Genomic DNA, 21,002 nt, shown 5'->3' with positions numbered 1-21,002 from the left:
CCAAGAGACCCGTTTACGGGTAGCAAGTAAACCCACGCGTGGCTGGCAGGCCAATAAGAGAACGCACTTGTGCGTGGCTAGTGGTATTAGGGCTATGCCCGAAACTGAAAAACCACCCGCTATGCGGGTGGATAATTATTTATTGGAGGGAGTATGGCAAAGAAAAAGACGGTATATTTCTGTCAGAACTGTGGATATGAATCAACAAAATGGGTGGGGCAGTGTCCTGCCTGCAAGGAATGGAACAGCATGGTGGAAGAAGTGGTTCCGGTATCCGGGCAGGGAAGAAAAAAAGAGAGGCCGTCCACCAGAGTCATGGCGTTGACGGATATCCCAGAGGGAGAAGAAAAGCGCACACAAACGGGCTTAAGCGAGCTGGACCGGGTACTGGGAGGCGGGATCGTGCAGGGGTCTCTGGTACTGGTGGGAGGGGATCCGGGGATCGGAAAATCGACGCTGCTTCTGCAGGTATGTCAGAAGCTTTCGGCGGCAGGGAAAAAGATCCTCTATATTTCGGGAGAAGAATCCCTGCATCAGATCCGTCTGCGGGCCAACCGTATGGGAACTTTTTCTTCCTCTTTATATCTGGCCTGTGAAACCAACCTGGAAGCTGTCCGGGAGCTGATCGAGGGCGGAAGGCCACACATGGTGGTCATCGACTCTATCCAGACCATGTACAGTGAAGAGGTAAACTCTGCTCCGGGCAGTGTTTCCCAGGTGAGGGAATCCACCAATATTTTGATGCAGCTGGCAAAAGGGCTGGATGTGTCCGTGTTTATCGTAGGACATGTGACGAAGGAAGGAACGGTGGCGGGACCGAGAGTGCTGGAACATATGGTGGATACGGTGCTGTATTTTGAAGGAGACAGACATGCCTCCTACCGGATCCTGCGGGGAGTGAAAAATCGTTTCGGCTCCACCAATGAGATTGGAGTGTTTGAGATGCGCCGGGAGGGCCTGATCCAGGTAGAGAATCCTTCCGAATTCATGCTGAGCGGAAGGGCGGAAATGGCTTCCGGCTCCGTGGTAGTGTGTGCAATGGAGGGAACAAGACCGGTCCTTCTGGAGATACAGGCACTGGTATGCCGGACGAATTTCGGGATGCCAAGAAGGACGGCGGCGGGACTGGATTATAACCGTGTCAATCTGCTGATGGCGGTTCTGGAAAAGAGAATGAATCTGCCGCTGTCCGGCTATGACGCCTATGTAAATATTGCAGGAGGGATCCGGCTGAATGAGCCGGCGGCCGACCTGGGGATCGTCCTGTCTGTGTTTTCCAGCTATAAGAACCTTCCGATACCGGAAAAAACGGTAGCGTTCGGAGAGGTGGGACTGGGAGGTGAGGTTCGGTCTGTGACCATGCCGGAGCAGAGAATCCAGGAAGCCAAAAAGCTGGGCTTTCAGACCTGTATCGTACCCTGGGTGGTCAAACAGTCTCTGGGAGAGACGGACGGAATCGAAGTAATCGGAGTGAAGCACATCCGGGAGGCGGTGGACGTGATCTGAGAAAACAGATCTCCTGTACAACAGGATGTGTCGGAAATTGTATGGTTTATCAATTGACAAACCAAGGAAAAATTTCTTATGATAATACATAGAAGATTACTAGAACAGCGAGGAGGATGACAGAATGAAAAAGAAATGGAGTTACAGAAAATGCATGGCTTCTGCAACCGCATTTCTGCTGGTGCTGTGTATGTGCCTGTCACCGGTGGGAGCAATAGGGACCCTTGCGGAAGAAAAGGCTCCTGTTACCGACCAGGAGGAGGCGCAGGATCCGGGACAGCTTCCCGCCGGCGACACATCGGCCCAAGGCGGCGCAGAAGGCGCTCAGGTGCTTCCGGGAGAGTATATGGGAGCGCATTCCCATATTCAGGAAGAAAACCGGGTGGGCCGGGAAGCAGCGGAGGAGACGGCAGGTACGCCTCAGGCGGCGCCGGAGATCAAAGGACAGGAAGTAGGAGAATTAAAGCTGGTATACGGCGACGCTTCCGTTCCGGATGCAGATGCGTTTGTGCTGCTGGTCTTTGGAGACGGATTTACGGCAGAAGAGCAGGACAAATTCTACACAGAAGCCAAAAAGACGGCAGACTATGTGATGGAGACCTCTCCCTTTGACGAATTCAGGGACACCATAAAGATCTATGCGCTGGGGACGGTATCAAAGGACTCCGGGGCAAAGGGGGATCAGGCAAAGACCAAGGAAGAGGCGGATGCAGATCCAAAGGAGACGTATTTCGGCGCCAGGTACTGGCTGTATGGAATGCAGCGGCTTCTGGGAATGGAAGAAGGCAGTGAGGGCGAGAAGAAGATGAATGCCCTGCAGGCAGAAAAGCTTCCGGCAGCAGATCACAATATGCTGATCGTGAATTCCACCGTATACGGAGGAAGCGGCGGAACAATCTGTGCGGCATCCCTGGCAGACAGCGCATTGGAGATCATGGTACACGAGATGGGGCATATGATTGCCAGCCTGGCAGACGAGTATTGGGCAGGCCCGTCTTATGCCACGGAAGACCGCGTTAACATGACGCAGGAGTCGGATCCTGCAAAGGTGAAATGGTCCAGATTTGTCGGGAAAAATCATGTGGGTGTTTATGAATACACAGACGGAGGAAACGGCTGGTATCATCCGGGCAAGAACTGTAAAATGCAGTTTTTAGGGAAGCAGAATCCCTTCTGTGAGGTGTGTAAGGAGGCTCTTCGGCGCAGCATTGCGGGGAAATCCAATACCACCAACCTGTTTTTCCAGACCTATGCGGACAAGTTTTACGAGTCGGATACCGGAAAGGATATGAAGGAATACTTCATTGTCCGGAAGGGAGATAAGGAAACGACAGGGGATCAGCTGGGGGATGCGCTGACGCTGGAATATACGGACGCGTTTGGAACGCCGGTACAGGGAATCCCGTCCAAGGCAGGTCTCTACACCGTAACAGCCGTTTTCAGCGGCAACGATACCTACGGCCCGGCTACACAGACGGGAAGCTATACCATTGAACTGGAAGACAGGATTACACTGGAAGCAGAATCCAAAGAGTATGACGGGAAGCCGGCAAAGGTGACCTACAGCGTAGATTACGATAAGGAATATACGATAGAAGTGCATTACACCGGGAAGATCCCGTACACCGACACGATCTCCCAGGATTATGACAGCGAGGAAGCGCCCACCAAGGCAGGCTCCTATACGGTGACGGTGAAGGCTTTTGACAAGGAAACAGGCAAGCCTGTCAGCGAGAAATCCAAAGCCTTTGAGATCCGCTTTAAGAAAACGGATCTGGTAAACAATGATGATGCCAATTACTGGGGGGCGGCAGTCTACTACAACAATAAAGCCATCGTGATCACGGGAGAAGGCTTCACGGCAGAAGAGCAGGGGAAATTTGAAGAACTGGCAAAGAAATATGTAGAACATATCCAAAGCCTGGAACCGTTTAAAGAAACGAAGCACTACTTCAACTTTACCACCGTGGAAGCAGAATCCAAAGAATCCGGCATAGGCGTTGCGCCTCCGCCGAAGGATACCTATTTTAGGCTGACCAGAGATGCGGAAGGCAAGGTGGTTCCCACGGAGGAATCCACGGCGGCAGCCACCTACATTGGAAAAAAAGTGGTAACATCCTACTACAAGAATGTGATCGTGATCGTAAACGACGAGAAGGTAAAACAAGGAACCGTTTCCGGTAACACCATTTACGTAGGACCGAATGAGGAGGGCATGGACTTTGCGGCAAGAGCCATCCTGAACCGTCTGACCGGAAAGCCCAGTGATTATCAGCCGGCGACCGAGGAGGAAAAGGCAGCGCAGAGACTGGCATTGCTGAATTCCATGTACGTAGACTGGTACGGAGGACATTATGCCACCATCGTCAGCCGGGCTTATGATGAGATCTTTCCGGCAAATGGAACCGCATATGATCTGGCGCCATATTTCCATGCGTATGTGGGCGACAAGGAAGTTCCGCAGGATCAGCTGAAATTTGTCATGACCTACTATGAAGATGAGGACGGAAAACCGGGACGCCAGTTAGAGTCTGCTCCTTCGGCATCAGGAACCTATCATGTCAGGGCAGAACTGCTTCCGGCAGAGGGATCGGAGTATACAGTGGTGACGGTGGACGGAACCACCTATAATATCCCGCCCAGCAGAGGCTGGACGACCTACATGATCGGAAAGGGAGATGACCCCTCCGATCCTTCCGTGGACAAGCCGGGGACAGGAAACAGTGCTTCAACCGCCGTGCCTGCCGGTAAGACGACAGGAAAGAAGGCCGGCATGGGAAAGAAGACCGGTGTGGTAAAGACGGGAGACACCAATCACTATGGAGTCTACCTGGCCCTGATGTTGTGTGCCGTGGTAGCAGGGGTTGTAGTCTTTTTTATCAAACGAAGGAAACGCTGATCAAAAACGAACAGAATGAAATCCAACAGAATAAAATCCAACAGGGCGGGACATAAGGCGCCGCCGTTGTTTGGGAGCGTTGAAAAGCAGGGGCAGAGAGTAACATCTCTGTCCTTTTTTTTCGTGGAAAAAGGACAGGCGGATCTGTCCGGGAGCAAACAGAAAAAAGTTTTTTTGATTTAAAGTTGATTTTAGTTTCGCCTTTTAGAATACAGACTGTAGACAAGAAAGGAAAGGGGAGAGGCAAATGGAATACCAAAAAATGTTTGAACGATATGAAATCAAGTATCTGGTAAATAAAAGGCAAAGAGAAGCCATAGAGGCAAGGATGGCGGCCGGTGGGATGAAGCCGGATCAATATGGAAGGCACACCATACGGAATATTTATTTTGATACGCCAAGCTATATCCTGATCCGGGAATCCATGGAAAAGCCGGTTTACAAGGAAAAGCTGCGAATGCGGAGCTATTGTCTGGCTTCGGAAGAGTCTCCGGTATTTCTGGAACTGAAAAAGAAATTCCAATCCATCGTATATAAAAGACGGATCTGCCTGCAGGAAAAGGAAGCCATGGATTATATGCTCCGCGGAAAGCAATTGCCGGAAGAATCCCAGGTAGGACACGAATTGGACTATTTCAAGGAGTTTTACCGGTCGTTGAGGCCAAGCATGTTCCTGGCTTATGACAGAGAGGCGCATGCGTCCTTTGAAGACTCGGATCTTCGTGTGACCTTTGATCAGAACATTTTGTGGAGAACGAGGGACATGGATCTGAAAAAAACGGTGTACGGATACGAGCTTTTGCCAAAAGGATATTCGTTAATGGAGGTAAAGACATCGGGGGCGATCCCGCTTTGGCTGGTAGAGGTACTGACAGAACAACAGGTATATAAAACGTCTTTTTCAAAGTATGGACATGCATTTCAGACGTTGATGCAGATGCAGGGAAGGAGAAACAATCATGTATGAAACAATTTTTCAGGGGGTATTTGATACAGGGACGACACAGGTCATCACGCCGATAAATTATCTGAGCTGTGTGGTAGTTTCCCTTTTCATTGGAATATTTCTGGCAGGTGTCTACACATACAGAAGCAGGTACACACAAAGCTTTGTACTGACTCTGGCGCTGATCCCGGCGGTGGTCTGCATGGTGATCATGCTGGTCAACGGAAACGTGGGAGCAGGAGTGGCGGTAGCAGGAACCTTCAGTCTGGTCCGGTTCCGTTCCGTACCGGGGACAGCCAAAGAGATCGGGGCAATCTTCCTGGCCATGAGTACGGGGCTGGCAACCGGAATGGGATATCTGGGATATGGCGTTTTGTTCGCCGGACTGATGGGAGTGGTGTGGATCCTTTATACCAGGCTGGGACTGGGAGAACTGGGGCAGGGCAGTCTGGAAAAAACGCTTCATATTACCATCCCGGAAAATCTGGATTATACGGAAGTGTTTGAAGACACATTAAAGAAATATACAAAGCGTTATAAGCTAAATGGGGTAAGGACTACCAATATGGGCAGCTTGTTCCGGATCAGCTATGACATACGGTTAAAAGACAAAAGCAGCGAAAAAGAATTGATTGATGCGCTGCGCTGCAGAAACGGAAATCTGGAGATCCGATTAAACCGCCCGGAGATGCTAAGTGAAGGGCTGTAGGAAGGAGGCAGAAAGGAAGCCTAAGAAAAATGAAAGCAAGAAACGTAAAAACAGAAGCCGGCAGGGAATGGAAGGAAGAAAGGAAAAGACAAGGAATTGCCGAAACGATCAGATAAACATGACGGGACCATGGAACAGAAAAAGGAGGAAGACCCATGAAAAGACAGGTATTAGCAGCAATGGCGATCATTGTAGCATTGAGTATAGGAACAGTGGGGTGCAGTAAGCTGTCGTCCGGCTTGGGCCAGGCGGCAGCGACCACACAGGAGCAGAGCAGCACGACAGAGACAGGAACGACAGACGATACCATGTTTACCGAGAGGGACCTGGATTCCACTTATGATGAAGCTTCTGCTACAAAAGTGCAGTTGTCGGATGCAGACTCTACGGCAGAAGGAGAAGGCGTGACGGTGGAGGGCAACATCATCCGGATCACGGAGGAAGGAACGTATCTGGTATCCGGAACCCTGTCGGATGGACAGATACAGGTGGAGGTAGAAGACACCGCAAAGGTACAGATCGTTTTGGACGGAGTATCTATTTCCAATGCTTCCAGCGCGCCCATCTATATCAAGCAGGCAGATAAGGTGTTTGTCACATTGGCAGAAGGAAGTGAAAATACCTTAAAGGTAACAGGAGAATTTGTTCAGACAGATGACAATAACGTAGATGGCGCGATCTTTTCCAAGGAGGATCTGACCTTAAACGGGCAGGGAAGCCTGACTATCCAGGATGCATATGGACACGGGATCGTATCGAAGGATGATCTGGCAATTACCTCCGGCAGTTACACCATTGACAGCGCCAAGCAGGGACTTTCCGGGAAAAACAGTGTACGGATCGCAGACGGGAAGATCCGTATACAATCGGATACGGATGGGATCCATTCAGAAAATACGGAAGATACCTCGCTAGGATTTGTGTATATAGAAGGCGGAGAGATCCAGATATCGGCGGCAGATGATGGAATAAAAGGGACCCAAAAAATCCAGATCGTAGGCGGAACCGTAGAAGTGACATCCAGCACAGAGGGAATGGAATCAGCGCTGATCGATATTTCCGGAGGAAAAGTAGATGTAACATCCACCGATGACGGACTTAACGCAACCGATGGAAGTACGTCTTCCCAGGGAGGATTTGGAGGCGACGCCGCGCAGGATGTGTCTATTCGTATTTCCGGCGGAGTCACAAGTGTGGATGCGTCGGGAGATGGCCTGGATTCCAACGGAGCCATTGAGATATCCGGCGGAGAAGTCTATGTATCGGGTCCTACAAATGATGGGAATGGAGGGCTGGATTACGCGGGAGAGGCTGTCGTGACGGGAGGAACCGTGGTTGTGACAGGATCTTCGGGAATGGCACAAAACTTTGGAAGCAGTTCCACCCAGGGAAGCATTCTCCTGAATGTAGGGAATCAGGAAGCAGGCTCCGCTATCACGGTAAAGGATCAAAACGGAAATGAGGTAGCTTCTTTCACTGCCAAGAAGGCTTACAGCAGCGTGGTGATCAGCGCAGAAGGGCTGGAACAGGGGTCCACCTACACCGTTACCGCCGGTTCCGGTTCCACAGAAGTGACTTTGGATACGTTGATCTATGGAGAAGGCAGTCAGCAGCCCGGAGGACGAGGCGGCAATATGGGGCAGCAGCCCGGCGGAAACGGAGGACCGGGAAGTATGGGTGGACAAAGGCCGCAGGACGGACAAAGTACCAACCAGTAAAAGCAGTAGAAAGGGGGGAGAAAACACGGAAGTACAGAGCGGCAGCAACGCTAGGCGCAGCAAAAACGACAGCTTTTGAAGAGTAAAAAGAAGGCCGGGCACAGGAACAGCAATCCTGTACCCGGTCTCTTTTCTAATGTGGCAGGAAAGTTGACGATAGTCTGTGAAAGGGAAAAATTTTGGAAAAATGCAAGTTCTGAATGATGTTTCAGAAAAAATAAAAAGAAAAATCAAAAAAACAAAGAAAAAACAAAAAACATATCGCGCGAGTAGGAAAAATAATAGACAAATGTAGGCGTATCTGCTATGATTCCAATGGATACGTTTGCACGGAGAAGCAGAGACAGATCGATAGTGACAGAAGAGAACGGTTGAAAGAACGGAAAGTGTGGACGCATCTGAACAAAAAGCAGGTTCATTGAATAAGGAGGAGAAAACATGAGCTCAAAACACAATCGGAAAAAACGATTTCGGACGAGTGTGGCGGCAGTGTTGGCAGCAGTGCTTTGTGTAGTCGGGATGTTCCCCGGAACAATAGCATTTGCAAAAGGAGATGCCAACATAGATCTGACGCTGACAAGCAAGACGCCCGATATCAAATCCGGAGCTACGGGGGTGTATGAACTGGATGTTAAGATCGCCGGTTCACAGGAAAGTATCCAGGAGAAGTTTCAGGGAAACACAACATTAAAGGTACAGCTTCCCACGGGAGAAGCAACAGAGTTTTACGATCTGCAGACCCCGGTGGAGGATCTGGCGATCGCCGGCGTAGTACCTGAATATAGTGAAGGCGCAAGGACGCTGACATATACCTTCCCCAAGCTTGAAACCGGGATTTCCGGAAAAGTCAGCATCGGGATTACGACAAAGAACGGGATCACACCCAACGACACCAAGCTGCCGGCAGTTGCAATGCTGACCAGTGAAGCAAACGTAGGACTGGCACAAAGCGAGGAAGCGATAGTCAATGTCAAGGCTGCTTACGCACAGAGCATTGGAAAAGAGTATCTGTACGTGGAGCATGACCATACGCTGAATGCGGCGCGTCCGGGAGATAACGTGGTATGGAAGATCAAGGCAGAGGTGACACTTCCGGCTACCGGCGGAATCTACATGAAGCCGGGTGCAGATATCGTCATCGAAGACAAGCTGGACTCCAGACTGTCCTATGTCAGCGCTACTTCCACCTCTTCAACGGGAGCGGCTGTCAATACGGAAACGAACGGCGACACTATCAAGTGGACCTTTAAGGCGCCGACTTTAGCGGAACAGCAGGGAAAAGAGTCTTTGTTTACGGCAGAAATGGAAGTGGTGACCAAAACGGATGGCACGATCGACAAGTACACAAAGATTCCAAACACGGCAAAATTGTCTTCTACGAGTCTGCATGAGAAGCTGGAAAATACAAACAGTAACGCAGCCAATGCAGTCGTAGCGCCGACAGGAGTACCGCTGACATCAGGAGACGGCGGTTATTTCCCGCCAGTGGTATACGGTCCGGCTGATGGAATGGGGAACGTCGGAAACACTCAAAATATGAATCCAAACCCGGCAGTGACGGATATTGAACGTTTGAGATTTCATGATCAGTATTTCGTGGGGCTGCGGACAGACGAGGTTCTTACGGATGCGAATGGAGCCACGCTGGACAGCAGCAAATGGGATATACAAAAAGTTCTTAGTGATGGATATAAGAAGATCGTGAAAGAATATACCTTTGACAGTGATAAACTGAACTTTGGTGCAGTCACCGTTTTTGTACCGAATTCTTACTATCATTCGTCCATGGGAATAGACAAGCTTCGCGAACTGCCAAAGGCAACAGTCACAGTGACCCTGAAAGACGGAAGCACGAAGAGCGCTGTGGTGGATTGGAACAAGACGGACAATAAAGTACAGGGGAATGTACAGATAAGCCGTCAGGATCTGGGACTGGCTGATACAGATAAGGTGGTCAGCTACACCGTTGCCTACGAAAATGAGGACAAGAGCCCTATTTTTGGAGGAGTGCATCTTCAAACACAGACTATTTTTACTATCGAAAAAGGGGCAGAAGCAGAAGTGTGGTGGAAGCCATCCTTTGTAGCGACCCTGGCAGATGGAACCGTGATTCGCAGGACCGGAGGAGATGAGAAGACCACGACCGGAAAGCGTACAGCAGTTATTGTGCAGAAAGAGGCGGAAGCACCTACCGTCAGAGGTACGGTTTCTTTCGTTGAAAAAGATGGGAATGTTGTAAAAACAGGAGATAACAAGGTACAGGTATGGCTGAATGATTACAGCACATCCCATGCGGCGCTGAGAAAAGATATCAGCACCACGGTATTGCTTCCTTTGGGCGTGACTGTGAAGGGAGACGGATCGGCAGTATATACCCTGATGTCCGGTCGGGCCGGAATAGTAAAGAAAGACCTGACAGGAAAGCTTGAAATCCTGGACGAGGATTACCAGGGAAGCGGACAGCAGCTGGTAAAGGCTGTCTGGGATGTAGACAGTATCCTTCCGGCAGAGCGTCTGGAACTGTACTTTGATGTGACGATTTCAAAGAATTCACCGGATCAATTGCCTCTGATCGCATATGGAACAAGCACGACAGATACAGAGCTGAAGACCGACGCAAGCAACGTGACGATTGAGGTAGACGCAAGTGACATTGATAACAATGGAGACAGCACCCAGAAGCGTGCCAAGGTACAGGCGGAGTATGTGAAGTATTCCAGAGACGACCTGAAGATCAAAAAGTACGTAAAAGGAAGCCTGGACAGCGATTATTCCACTTTCGGATATACGACTCCGGGAAAAGACATTAGCTACAAGCTGGAGATGACCAACACGACAGGAAAAGACATCTTTAAGATGGGCTTCATGGACGTGCTTCCGGGAACCGGCGATCTTGGGATCGTGGACGGAACCAACCGGGAAAGCGCCTTTACTCCTACCCTGAAGGGAGCAGTCAAGCTGCCGAAGGAATGGGAAGATAAGATCGACGTATATTACAGCACGGTGCAGAATCCGGAAAGGGCAGATCTGTACGGAACGGTGAGCTATCCGAAGGGGGCTTACACGCATGAGGATCCGGCAGGCGCTCAGGCTCCCGGATGGACCAAGGATACCGCAGGCTGGACGGCTGACGACTGGGCAAAGGTACGCAGCTTCAAGCTGGAGTTCAAAGACGGGATCAAATGGGTTAAGGGTCAGGATATCACGTTGACGTTCGACATGACGGCGCCGAAGGAAACAGAGGTAGACGCATCTTTGCTTCTGGAAGGCAAGCCAAAGAGGACGGACGAGATCGAAAAGAAGGCTGCATGGAACTCTTTTGCAGTGACCACCAACGGCCTGCTTCCGACAGAACCGGAAAGAGTCGGTGTGATCTTGTCAAAGGAAAAAGGAGAGCCGGTAGAGGTTGCCTACTATATCCAGGGAACATCCACCAAGCTGCAGCCAAATAAGGATCTGGTAAAGGATCAGTATGTGGGAACACCTTACAGCGTGCCGGAGTCTGCAAAGACAGATCCGACCCTGCTTCCCAAGGAGCTGACCGATGAGGACGGAAAAGTCTATGAGTTGGTATCTACAGATGTAAAACCAAACGGAGACTATCCGTCAGCCAAGGATCCCAACGGAGAAAAGACGACGGTGAATACTTCTCCGGCAGAAGGGGAAGTAACCGAAGAGCACCAGGTGATCAATTACGACTATGCTCCCAAGAAAGGCGGCGAGGTCGTAGTGAAGTATATCATCGAGGGAACAGAGGAAGTGCTGGAAAATCCGGCGGTACAGGAGAAAGATGCCGACGGCAACTATATCGTAAAGAAGCCCGGGACCCAGGTGGGAACGGCGTATGACACAACAGACGAGACCTTCCAGCCCAAGAAACTGACCAAGAACGGAAAGACCTATGTGCTGACAGAACGGAAGGTAGATCCCAAGACAGATCCGATCACCGGAAAGGTGACAGAGGAAAAGCAGCTGATCATCTACGAGTATAAGCTGGTGGAGGAAGAGACACCGGTGGATCCGCCGAAACCGGATCCGAAGCCCGGCACAGACAAGCCGACAAAGCCCGGTACAGACAAGCCTGCCAAACCGGTAAAAACAACGAAAGCGGGCAGCGTAAAAACGGGAGATACTGCAAATGTAGCTACCTATGCAGGTGCAATGGGACTGGCTGTGGCAGCACTGGCAGTTGCAGCTTCCAAGAAAAGAAAAAAAGCCAGATAAATTCCGCGGCACTTTTCCGAGACGGCAGGGAAGAGGTTGTCGTTGAAGGAAAAGAGGCAGGCGGAAACGGGGCGTGCAGACCGGATGTATGACAGGAAAGCATCCCCGGACGATGGCCATGTACAAACAGGGGCAGGTACCACTTGAACGAGTGGATACCTGCCCCTGCTGTGTCAAAGGGGAGAGTCTGTGTCAAAAAAATCTGACAGGGAAGTATGATTTTTGAAAAGACCTGTGGTATTCTGAAAGAGAAAAACGAAAAACAGGGAAAAGAAGAGAGAGGTGACAAAATGGAACGACGGGAAATCTATCTGGCAGGCGGGTGTTTTTGGGGAGTGGAGGCCTATTATCAAAGAGTCAGGGGAATCCTGGACACAGAGACGGGATATGCCAACGGAAACAAAGAACAGACTTCTTACAGACAACTGTCACAGTCCGGCCACGCAGAGACGGTGAAGCTGGTATATGATGTACACCAGATCAGTCTGGCAGAGATAGTGGACAGATATCTGAGAGTGATCGATCCGTTTTCCCTGAATCGCCAGGGGAACGATGTGGGAACCCAGTACCGCACGGGGATCTATTATGTTAGGGAAGAAGACCGGCGGGTGGCGGAAGCATTTTTGTCCTATGTGGAACGGACAGAGGGAAGAAAGACGGTAGTAGAACTGGAAGAGCTGCGGCACTTCATACCGGCAGAAAAGATCCACCAGGATTATCTGAGGAAGTATCCGGAAGGCTATTGCCATATCGGGCTTTCGGAGGCACAAAAGGCCCTTTATCCGGGAGAAGAAGTACCTTCCCGGACAGAATTAAGACAGAAGCTGTCCCGGGAGGCCTATGAAGTGACCCAGGAGGCGGCAACAGAAAAACCGGGAAGCAGTTGTTATCTCCATCACACACAAGAAGGGATTTATGTGGATATTGTAACCGGACAGCCGCTGTTTTCTACGGCGGATCAGTTTGATGCCGGATGTGGATGGCCAAGCTTTACCAAGGGGATCACCACGGATGCCATGGAGTACAGGGGGGATTTCTCCTTCGGAATGCAAAGAACAGAAGTAAAAAGCAGGGAAGGCGGCAGCCATCTGGGCCATGTGTTTGAGGACGGTCCCCAAAAAGAGGGAGGACTACGATATTGCATCAACGGGGCAGCTCTCCGGTTTATTCCCAAGGAGCGTATGAAAGAGGAAGGATATGAAAGACTGCTGCCCTATGTCTAACAAAGAGAAGGCATGCCCATATCCCGGCGCCGGTCAATTGGCAGCCGGGATATGGCAGGAGATGCCGGCAGGAGGGGATCACTTGGCCAGAGAATGGAAGGCCGGGGAATCTTCGCCTGCTTTTTTTCTTTTCTTCGGGCGAAAGGAAAGGAGAGACAGCAGCAGGCTGGCTGCGATACAGATGGTTCCGCCGATCCAGTACATCCGGTCATAACTGGTGAAACGGCCGGAGATTTCTATGATGCTTTTGATCAGACAGCCGTTTAAAAAGAGGGCAATGGCCATGTTCCAGAAATAAGTGGAAGAGGCATTCGGGCGGTAGGGGATCCGAAATCTGCTTCGGATCAGCGCGGGAACTGTTCCCAGAAGAAGCGGGATCAGAAACATCAGCCGCATATAGGGGGAGAACTGGCCATAGCTGAACTGTTCATAGATCAGTGTGAGAGCAACACAGAAAACGGACAGTGCCAGAAACAAGACGGCTGTTTTTTGGTGTCGTTGTTTGTTGGGATCTGAGGTATACAAGGTGGTCACCTTCCTTTCTAAGTGATTCTATGGTTCTAAAAAATACCTGTGTCAGGGGAGGCGGGCGGCTGCCTGCAAAGAAGCCTGCCCGCAGAAAGCGTGATCAGTATCCGATATACACGATATCACTCACTTTTCTTTCCTGAATGCTGTTGCCATTGGTGGTGGGCTTGTTTATGACTTCTCCGTTAAAGTAGAGGGTAGAGGAACCTCCTCCGTCCAGGTTATAAGCGGTCTGTACCTGGTAGCTTTCCATGACCTGAGCCAGCTGATAGAGGGAAAGACCGGCGCTTTCAGAGGTTCTGCCATCAGATACTACGATAATATAATGGGTTTCATCAATGATCCCGATAGCGGTTCGGGGATTTTCCGACATGGCTTTTCCTACTTCATCGGAGGGAGATACGGAGATCTCGCCATCCTCGATCAAAGCGGGGCCGAAGGCGAGAAGGTTTACCACGCCGTCGGAGACCAGTTTCTCTGCGCTGACTTCGGCTTCATCAATAATCTGAAAGCTTCCGTCCTCATAGATGGCCAGATCCTCGGTGGTGTCTCCGCTCCGTACCGTATTGCGAAGAAGCTCTCCGTTTCGGATCACGTATCCGGAATCATTGGCCCCGTAGTAGTCTCCGTTAATCGCTAAAATGGCATTGTTTTCAGAAGCGATGGTGGAGGTGGTCGCTGTGACATTTCGCCCGAAGGCATTTTGTGCCAGCGCCGTTTTCAGGTATTCAGGAGAACTGACCTGGATGTCAGCCACATAGACAGTGGTGTCATTTGTGGTCAGGGTTTCCAGACTGATCTGAATGTTTTCGTCGGAATACGAGGTATCCGAAACGACAGCCGAGGAGGTATCCTGCCCGGAAGATCCGGAACTGTCCGTTATGCTGCTCTGGGAAGCAGAAGATCCGGATTCTCCCACGTAGGCGGAAACCTGCGCGATCTTAAAGGTTTTCAGGAGCGCATAAGAATTCATGGACAGGATGGTAACAGCTCCGATGACCGCAAACAGGACGGGTTTTTTAAGCAGTTTCTTTAAATGCATAGGTAAATTCCTCCTTTTTCTCTCTTTTTTTTGAAAAAATGTAATGCTTTTGTACCAGCCAGCTGACCGAAAAACACAGGACTTCAACAAGAAGCTTTAAGAGGTACAGATTCTCAAAACCGAGCTGATGGAAAGCCAGCAGCAGAAAACTGTTGAAAGCCAGGATTCCGACGGCTAACAGAATGTATTTTCCCAGTGTGTTTCTCCCGGAAGTATCTCGGAATACCAGATGCCGGTTCATCTTGTAATTTGCGTAACCGCTGATGCACCGTGCGGTGATATTGGCGCCCATCAGGGCAGCGGCGGTGGAGGCAATGGGAGAAAGCACCAGCAGCAGGAAGGTGTACGCCAGGTAGTCGATCAAAAAAGAGATCAGAGAGGACGCACAGAACTTCAGGATCTCCCGATAGATCCGAAAAGCATCTTTTACGGGATGAAAGTGGGAAGAGCGGTTATCTTCTATGTAGATAGTTTCGATGGGAGCCGTTTCCAGGGGATAGGTGCCGATCACCTCCAAAAGCATATTCATTTCGTATTCGTAACGGTTGCCGGGAATGGCCTTCAAAAACGAAAGCATGGAGACCGGAAATCCTCGCAGGCCGCACTGGGTATCCGAAAGCTTTGTGCCGGTAACCAGATAAAACACATGCCTTGTGAGGGTGTTTCCTACACGGCTTTTTAGAGGAACCTTGCCCTTAAATTCCCGGACGCCGGTAACGAAGGCCTCCGGATGGCTCTGACAGATCCGGGCAACACGCAGGATGTCTTCTCTGGTATGCTGACCGTCTGCGTCTGCCGTCACGACAAAACCGGATCTCTCCAGTGTCTGGATATGAGAAAATGCGGTTTTGAGAGCGGCGCCTTTTCCGCGGTTGACGGGGTGGGTCAATATTTCAGCATAATCTGCCGCCTGGTGAAAAATGGGAAGAGCCTCCCGGGAGCTGCCGTCGTTTACCACGATGGGATACAGATCCTTCTCAGAAGCAAGAGACTGTAGCAGACGGATCAGCTTTTCATTCGGCTCATATGCGGGGATTATCAAATAGATCATAATGTTCACCTCCTTGTGATGGGATCAGTATACAAAGGCTACCTTAAATAAGCTTAAAAGAGAGAAAAAAAGATTTTTTCCCACAGGAAAAGAGAACATGATAGAATGAAAGCCACAGAAAAAACAGAGAAGAAACCGGATAGAAGATAAAAAGATAAAAAAGAAAACGGATCCAGGCAGACGAAAGGGTCTGTCTGTACAGATGGAGGAAATGGCTATGAGACTGTTGCTGGCAGAGGATGAGAAGTCGCTGTCAAAGGCGCTGACGGCGATCCTGGAAGGCGGAAACTACAGCGTGGATGCGGTATTTGACGGAGAAGAGGCGGAGGAGTATATTCAGGCCGGAGGATATGACGGAGTGATCTTGGACATTATGATGCCGAAAAAGGACGGGCTGACTGTGCTTCGAGAGATGCGAAAAAAAGGAGATATGACGCCGGTGATCCTGCTGACTGCGAAATCGGAGGTCGATGACAAGGTAACGGGGCTGGACTTGGGGGCCAACGACTATCTGACCAAGCCGTTCGCCCCCAAGGAGCTTCTTGCCAGGCTGCGGGCCATGACAAGGACACAGACAGAGACGGCCAGCTCCCTGCTGGAAGTAGGGAATATCACGCTGGACAGGGCAACATTCGTAATGCGATCAAAGATGGGAGAGTACCGTCTTACAAATAAAGAGTTCCAGATGATGGAAATGCTGATGATCCAGCCCAAAAGCATCATCCCGACGGAACGGTTTATGGAAAAGATCTGGGGATTTGACAGTGAGGCGGAGATCAACGTGGTGTGGGTGTACATTTCCTATTTAAGGAAAAAGCTGAATGCCCTGCAAGGCAACGTGGAGATCAAGGTGGCCAGGAACTTAGGATACTATTTGGAGGTGACAGGATGATTACCAGACTAAGACAACGCTTTATCTTTCTCGCTATTGCAGCGACCCTGCTGGTGCTGACAGTGCTGATCGGCTCCATCAATGTGATCAACTATGTGAACGTGATCCGTCAGGCGGATACGACCCTGGCGTATCTGGCAGAAAACAATGGAAATTTTTCTGAGGAATTTTCCGGGAAGAAAGATGGTTTTCCGGGAGGCGGATCTCCGGAGCTGCCTTTTGAATCCAGGTATTTCACCGTACAATTGGATACGGAGGGAAACGTACAGGCGGTAGATGTACGAAGGATCCACGCGGTAGATGAAGAAAGTGCAAAAGTCTATGGAAGGACGGCAGGGAAAAAGACGGAAGAAAAAGGATTTCAGGATCACTATCGTTTTTTGAAGGTGGACAAGGAAGAGGGAACCTTTCTTATTTTTCTGGACTGTTGGAGGGATTTGGAACGGACACGTTCGTTCCTGTTTGCCAGCGTGGGAGTTTCCCTTCTGGGATGGCTTGCAGTCTGGGGATTGGTGGCAGCTTTCTCCGGACGGATCGTCCGCCCGGTGGCAGAAAGTCATGAGAAGCAGAAACGGTTTATCACAGATGCAGGACATGAGATCAAGACGCCGCTTGCGATTATAGAAGCAGATGCGGCAGTTCTGGAGATGCAGCAGGGGGAAAACGAGTGGCTGTCGGATATTCAGCTACAGACCAGGAGGCTGGCGGGGCTTACAGAGGATCTGATCTACCTGGCACGGATGGAAGAGGAAGGAAGGAAACGGGAGTGGATAGAATTCCCTGTTTCAGAGGTGGCGCAGGAGGTTGGACAATCCTTTTCAGCACTGGCGAAGGTACAGGGAAAAGAATTACAGATAGAGATCGAAGAGGGGATCCTCTGGAAAGGGGAGGAAAAAAAGATCAGCCAGTTGTTTACCATATTGCTGGACAATGCGCTGAAATATTCGCCGGAGGGAGGAAAGGTTTCTTTTACCCTGAAAAAAGAACAGAGGGTGCTTTGTCTGGAGGTCTGGAATCAGAGCGACAGCATTTCCCGAGAAGATCTTCCGTACTTATTTGACCGTTTTTACCGGAGTGATCCGTCCCGCAATTCTGCTACGGGAGGACACGGGATCGGACTTTCTATCGCACTGGCGATCGTAAAGGCTCACAAAGGAAAGATCCACGCCATTTCTGCGGATGGGAAGTCTCTCAGGATGACGGCAAGGCTCCCGGAATAACTGGTAAAAAAGCACAAGAATAGAAGGGAAAACAGGGCATAACAGGTAAAAAGTAAAGAATAGTTTGAAGGACAAAACAAATCGCAGAAACCCGGTTGACGGTGGGAGAGTTTGCCGTTATGATAAAGAGCGGCAAAAACATGAGAAAGGGAACATACGTATGAAGAAGAGAGTGGTAGCAAGAATCCTTGCACTTACCGTACTTCTTGGCGCAGTGTCCTCCACCGTTTATGCGGCGGGAGAGACGGAGACAGGCAGTCAGGGGACCCAGCCTGTGCGGGCAGAGGAAGTAACGGAAAAAGAAAGCACAGTGGAAATGCCGGGAGATGGCAGCTCTGCACAGAAAGAGGAGTCGGCAACAGGAGAGCGGACCGGAGCACCTGCGGCAGAAGAAACCGCGGAAGCAAGAAGCGCTGTGGCACCGGAGGAAGCGCCGGCAAACACGGCGGACGCCGGGGCGCAGCCGCAGGCGGAAAGCCCCAGCTACATGGGAGAAGTTACTTTTGTGGGGCAGTGGACCGGGGAGTCTTCAAAGAAAGTGGATACCGTGAAGGCGTTTGCAAAAGCGTCGGATCTGCTGGGAGATCCCGTACCGAATCCGGGAACGCTAAAAAGTCTGGCAAAGGTATTTTTAGGATGGTCTGACCAGGCGCCGACAGGCAACGGAAAGCTGGCAGAAGGGGCAAGACTGTTTTCCAAAGCAGATACCATCAAAACGGCATTTCCAGGAGGGATCCCGGCAGGGGCAAAGCTTTACGGGGTCTACTTCAGTCTGAACAGTCCGGATGCCCCGTTTAGCAACTGGGATCTCCTGTCCTTGATGGGCAGTATTCAAAATCTGCCGGTCAATGACAATACGGTGACCATCGACGGCAATAAAACATCAGAAGAAATCCTGCCGGATACGACTTTGTGGAAAGACCAGACAGAAGGAAGCGTCCGGACGGCGATCGACCTGTACGAGAAGAAGGACGATGTAAAGAGCGTACATGAAGTGGTTCTGAATACAGAGTTTAAGATGGATGATACGGTGGCTATGCTGACTTACAAAAATCCGTTGGGAAGCAATGCGTTCCGTCCGATATTAAGCTATGATTACAACACCCGCTACGGAGCTGGCGGAGACTTTGGTACAGGAGACGGAAAAACAGGATATACCTACGTGGATCTGAAGGTGAACCTGGATCAGCGAATGAACATCCCGGAGAAGCTGTACCTGGAATATGAGGGGTATTCCTGGAGACCTCTTTATGTGTTCGGAGATAACAAGGAAGTACTGTCCGTATTTGACCCTGCAACAGGAGCCGATCTTGGAAATACCAAGGCCAGCTTTAAAACGTTGGTCAACAATCAGGATCCCAAGGTAAAATTCGGCGTCCAGACAGGAGGGAACCACAACCTGACCGTCAGAATGGTGCTGAGAGAAGGGGCGGATGAAAAGATCCCCGAAACGGCCATTACGCCGGCAGAGGGAGGCACCATCGCAGAAAAGATCCTGTCCAACATGAAGCTGAATGTGATCTCCAAAGCAGAATTAAAAGCAATGCTTGCCGGAAAGACGGAAGAGGAGCTGAACAAGAGCATCCTGACCATATCAGATGCCACGGCAGAACAGCTGGCGGAGACAGACGGGAAGGATACGCTGCAGGTGACGGGAGCAGTTACAGGAAATATCAAGGCAAGTGCGGGGAGTGTCAATATGTGGGGACTCTCCTATCCACTGAGCTCAGAAAGTGCGCTGAAGGAAACGAAGGCAAATACCATTGCCCTGGGCTATACCAGAAAGTACAATGTGACCTACACCTTTGTCAGCGGAACTGCCGGAAAGGAACTGCCGGAGGCAGTGACAAATCAGAGACCTAAGGATCAGATGGGACTGGACAACCAGACGGCTGTGCAGCTGCCGGGATTTGCAGACGTAAAGACAGATGGCGGAACCTGGAAATTCAGAACCTGGTACCGGGAGACGGCAGATGGCAGTGAAGCGGCAGAAAACAGCGTGACCATTGACGGAGCAGACCTTCGTCTGACCGGAGAGTGGTTCTATGTGGAAGATCCTGAAACCTACAATGTGACGTATACGCTGATCAGTGGAACCCAGGGCAAAGATCTGCCGGAAGAGATCATAGATCGGCAGCCGACGGATCTGTTTGGGGCAGCAGAGGGAGAAGAAATAAAGCTGCCGGCGTTTGAGGATGTCAAAGTAGCAGACGGTACCTGGCGCTTTAAGTCCTGGTACTCCGAAACAGAGGAAGAGACGGCGATGGTGGAAGGAGCTGTAAAAGTTGGCAGAACCGATCTGAATCTGATCGGAGAATGGCTGTTTGTAAAAGCGGAAGATCCCAAAAATCCGGTAGATCCCGACAATCAGTCAGCTCCCGGCGGACAGGATCAGGTGCAGAAAGCCGGCAAACAGGCAGAAAAGACGACGGCAGGAACCACCTCCCCGTCCAAAAAACAGGCAAAGACCGTAAAAACAGGAGACAGAAGCCCTGTATGGGGCTATGCTGCCGTACTGCTGCTGTCAGGAGTCGTTTTAAGCGGCGTCATACTGGTACGGAGAAAAAGAAGATAGAAAAAGGTGGATGACAAAACAACCGTCTGCCACGGAAGGATGAAAGAGAAACGGAGGAAGTACCGGCTTTTTCATCCTTCCTTAGTTTAAGAGAAGACTTCAATAGCAGAAGGCAATGGAAATCAGATCATTTTGGATAAAATTTTGGATCAAATCGTTCAAAAATGCCTGAAATCCTTGCATGATGCGTGAAGAACAAGTATAATCTAAGTACCACTAAGAGTCTTGCGAACATCTTTTTGATTCACTTTACTATATGAGCTCTTGTCTGATATTTAAACTCCATTGAACCCAAATTGTATGACATGTAAATCTTGGCTAGTTTATCCATTTACAGTTGGGTTGTGGATAGTTACAGGGCTGGCAATAGTCCTATGTCATTTTTTCGGAAAACTTGCAGATCTTCCGAAAAGAGATGTGACCTATTTCTGAGTGGGAAAATAAGAAAGGGAGATGTAATATGAAAAAA

General features: G+C 50.3%; 13 protein-coding genes. 10 read left to right on the top strand and 3 right to left on the bottom strand.

All coding sequences use genetic code 11. From position 1 onward, the window contains the following. The first annotated feature begins 153 nt into the window (after positions 1 to 153). The 7 genes from radA (at position 154) to msrB (ending at position 13,225) form a co-directional block, all read left to right on the top strand. The gene (radA, locus tag SOW26_RS09660; protein ID WP_320652311.1) at positions 154 to 1,506 is read left to right on the top strand and encodes a DNA repair protein RadA; all 1,353 of its coding nucleotides are present in this window, start codon (positions 154 to 156) and stop codon (positions 1,504 to 1,506) included. A 124-nt stretch (positions 1,507 to 1,630) separates the two neighbouring features. Continuing rightward, positions 1,631 to 4,405, top strand: coding sequence for a M64 family metallopeptidase (locus tag SOW26_RS09655; RefSeq protein ID WP_320652310.1), 2,775 nt, complete (start codon positions 1,631 to 1,633; stop codon positions 4,403 to 4,405). A 247-nt stretch (positions 4,406 to 4,652) separates the two neighbouring features. Next, positions 4,653 to 5,372, top strand: coding sequence for a polyphosphate polymerase domain-containing protein (locus SOW26_RS09650; protein ID WP_276960168.1), 720 nt, complete (start codon positions 4,653 to 4,655; stop codon positions 5,370 to 5,372). Further along, positions 5,365 to 6,060, top strand: a complete 696-nt coding sequence (locus tag SOW26_RS09645) for a DUF4956 domain-containing protein (RefSeq protein WP_276960169.1) — start codon at positions 5,365 to 5,367, stop codon at positions 6,058 to 6,060. The genes SOW26_RS09650 and SOW26_RS09645 overlap by 8 nt, the downstream gene beginning before the upstream one ends. Positions 6,061 to 6,215: 155 nt before the next feature. After that, on the top strand, positions 6,216 to 7,778 hold the full coding sequence (locus SOW26_RS09640; protein WP_320652309.1) for a carbohydrate-binding domain-containing protein: 1,563 nt from the start codon (positions 6,216 to 6,218) through the stop codon (positions 7,776 to 7,778). Between the two features lie 438 nt (positions 7,779 to 8,216). After that, on the top strand, positions 8,217 to 12,002 hold the full coding sequence (locus tag SOW26_RS09635) for an isopeptide-forming domain-containing fimbrial protein (RefSeq protein ID WP_320652308.1): 3,786 nt from the start codon (positions 8,217 to 8,219) through the stop codon (positions 12,000 to 12,002). A gap of 290 nt (positions 12,003 to 12,292) precedes the next feature. Continuing rightward, positions 12,293 to 13,225, top strand: coding sequence for a peptide-methionine (R)-S-oxide reductase MsrB (msrB, locus tag SOW26_RS09630; RefSeq protein WP_320652307.1), 933 nt, complete (start codon positions 12,293 to 12,295; stop codon positions 13,223 to 13,225). A 78-nt stretch (positions 13,226 to 13,303) separates the two neighbouring features. On the opposite strand, the gene SOW26_RS09625 is transcribed toward msrB, so the two are convergent. The 3 genes from SOW26_RS09625 to SOW26_RS09615 all read right to left on the bottom strand — a co-directional run bounded on the left by SOW26_RS09625 (position 13,304) and on the right by SOW26_RS09615 (position 15,846). Next, positions 13,304 to 13,750 (bottom strand): hypothetical protein, encoded by a 447-nt coding sequence (locus SOW26_RS09625; protein ID WP_276958841.1) that lies wholly within the window; start codon positions 13,748 to 13,750, stop codon positions 13,304 to 13,306. A gap of 103 nt (positions 13,751 to 13,853) precedes the next feature. Then, positions 13,854 to 14,795 (bottom strand): phosphodiester glycosidase family protein, encoded by a 942-nt coding sequence (locus SOW26_RS09620; RefSeq protein WP_276958844.1) that lies wholly within the window; start codon positions 14,793 to 14,795, stop codon positions 13,854 to 13,856. Further along, positions 14,773 to 15,846: a bifunctional glycosyltransferase family 2/GtrA family protein gene (locus SOW26_RS09615; RefSeq protein ID WP_276958847.1), complete on the bottom strand. Its 1,074-nt coding sequence runs from the start codon at positions 15,844 to 15,846 to the stop codon at positions 14,773 to 14,775. The genes SOW26_RS09620 and SOW26_RS09615 overlap by 23 nt, the downstream gene beginning before the upstream one ends. A 217-nt stretch (positions 15,847 to 16,063) precedes the next feature. Here SOW26_RS09615 and SOW26_RS09610 point away from each other — a divergent pair, with 217 nt between their 5' ends. The 3 genes from SOW26_RS09610 to SOW26_RS09600 all read left to right on the top strand — a co-directional run bounded on the left by SOW26_RS09610 (position 16,064) and on the right by SOW26_RS09600 (position 20,533). Next, the gene (locus tag SOW26_RS09610; protein ID WP_154477935.1) at positions 16,064 to 16,738 is read left to right on the top strand and encodes a response regulator transcription factor; all 675 of its coding nucleotides are present in this window, start codon (positions 16,064 to 16,066) and stop codon (positions 16,736 to 16,738) included. Beyond that, positions 16,735 to 17,958: a sensor histidine kinase gene (locus SOW26_RS09605; protein WP_320652306.1), complete on the top strand. Its 1,224-nt coding sequence runs from the start codon at positions 16,735 to 16,737 to the stop codon at positions 17,956 to 17,958. Before SOW26_RS09610 ends, SOW26_RS09605 begins: the two co-directional genes overlap by 4 nt. 160 nt (positions 17,959 to 18,118) lie before the next feature. Then, a complete protein-coding gene (locus tag SOW26_RS09600) occupies positions 18,119 to 20,533 on the top strand; it encodes an SHIRT domain-containing protein (RefSeq protein ID WP_320652305.1) in 2,415 nt (804 codons plus the stop codon). Positions 20,534 to 21,002: the final 469 nt, after the last annotated feature.

Source organism: Suipraeoptans intestinalis (assembly GCF_034091795.1).
Lineage (GTDB): Bacteria > Bacillota > Clostridia > Lachnospirales > Lachnospiraceae > Suipraeoptans > Suipraeoptans intestinalis.
The sequence above is the reverse complement of the archived record's forward strand: the minus strand, read 5'-3'. Positions and strand labels throughout refer to the sequence as shown.

What these genes read in the sequence shown, in the direction of transcription:
- SOW26_RS09615 (WP_276958847.1), bottom strand. Translation starts at nt 15,846, where the DNA reads ATGATCTATTTGATAATCCCCGCATATGAGCCGAATGAAAAGCTGATC.
- SOW26_RS09635 (WP_320652308.1), top strand. Translation starts at nt 8,217, where the DNA reads ATGAGCTCAAAACACAATCGGAAAAAACGATTTCGGACGAGTGTGGCG.
- SOW26_RS09605 (WP_320652306.1), top strand. Translation starts at nt 16,735, where the DNA reads ATGATTACCAGACTAAGACAACGCTTTATCTTTCTCGCTATTGCAGCG.
- SOW26_RS09600 (WP_320652305.1), top strand. Translation starts at nt 18,119, where the DNA reads ATGAAGAAGAGAGTGGTAGCAAGAATCCTTGCACTTACCGTACTTCTT.
- SOW26_RS09650 (WP_276960168.1), top strand. Translation starts at nt 4,653, where the DNA reads ATGGAATACCAAAAAATGTTTGAACGATATGAAATCAAGTATCTGGTA.
- SOW26_RS09610 (WP_154477935.1), top strand. Translation starts at nt 16,064, where the DNA reads ATGAGACTGTTGCTGGCAGAGGATGAGAAGTCGCTGTCAAAGGCGCTG.
- SOW26_RS09640 (WP_320652309.1), top strand. Translation starts at nt 6,216, where the DNA reads ATGAAAAGACAGGTATTAGCAGCAATGGCGATCATTGTAGCATTGAGT.
- SOW26_RS09620 (WP_276958844.1), bottom strand. Translation starts at nt 14,795, where the DNA reads ATGCATTTAAAGAAACTGCTTAAAAAACCCGTCCTGTTTGCGGTCATC.
- radA (WP_320652311.1), top strand. Translation starts at nt 154, where the DNA reads ATGGCAAAGAAAAAGACGGTATATTTCTGTCAGAACTGTGGATATGAA.
- SOW26_RS09655 (WP_320652310.1), top strand. Translation starts at nt 1,631, where the DNA reads ATGAAAAAGAAATGGAGTTACAGAAAATGCATGGCTTCTGCAACCGCA.
- msrB (WP_320652307.1), top strand. Translation starts at nt 12,293, where the DNA reads ATGGAACGACGGGAAATCTATCTGGCAGGCGGGTGTTTTTGGGGAGTG.
- SOW26_RS09645 (WP_276960169.1), top strand. Translation starts at nt 5,365, where the DNA reads ATGTATGAAACAATTTTTCAGGGGGTATTTGATACAGGGACGACACAG.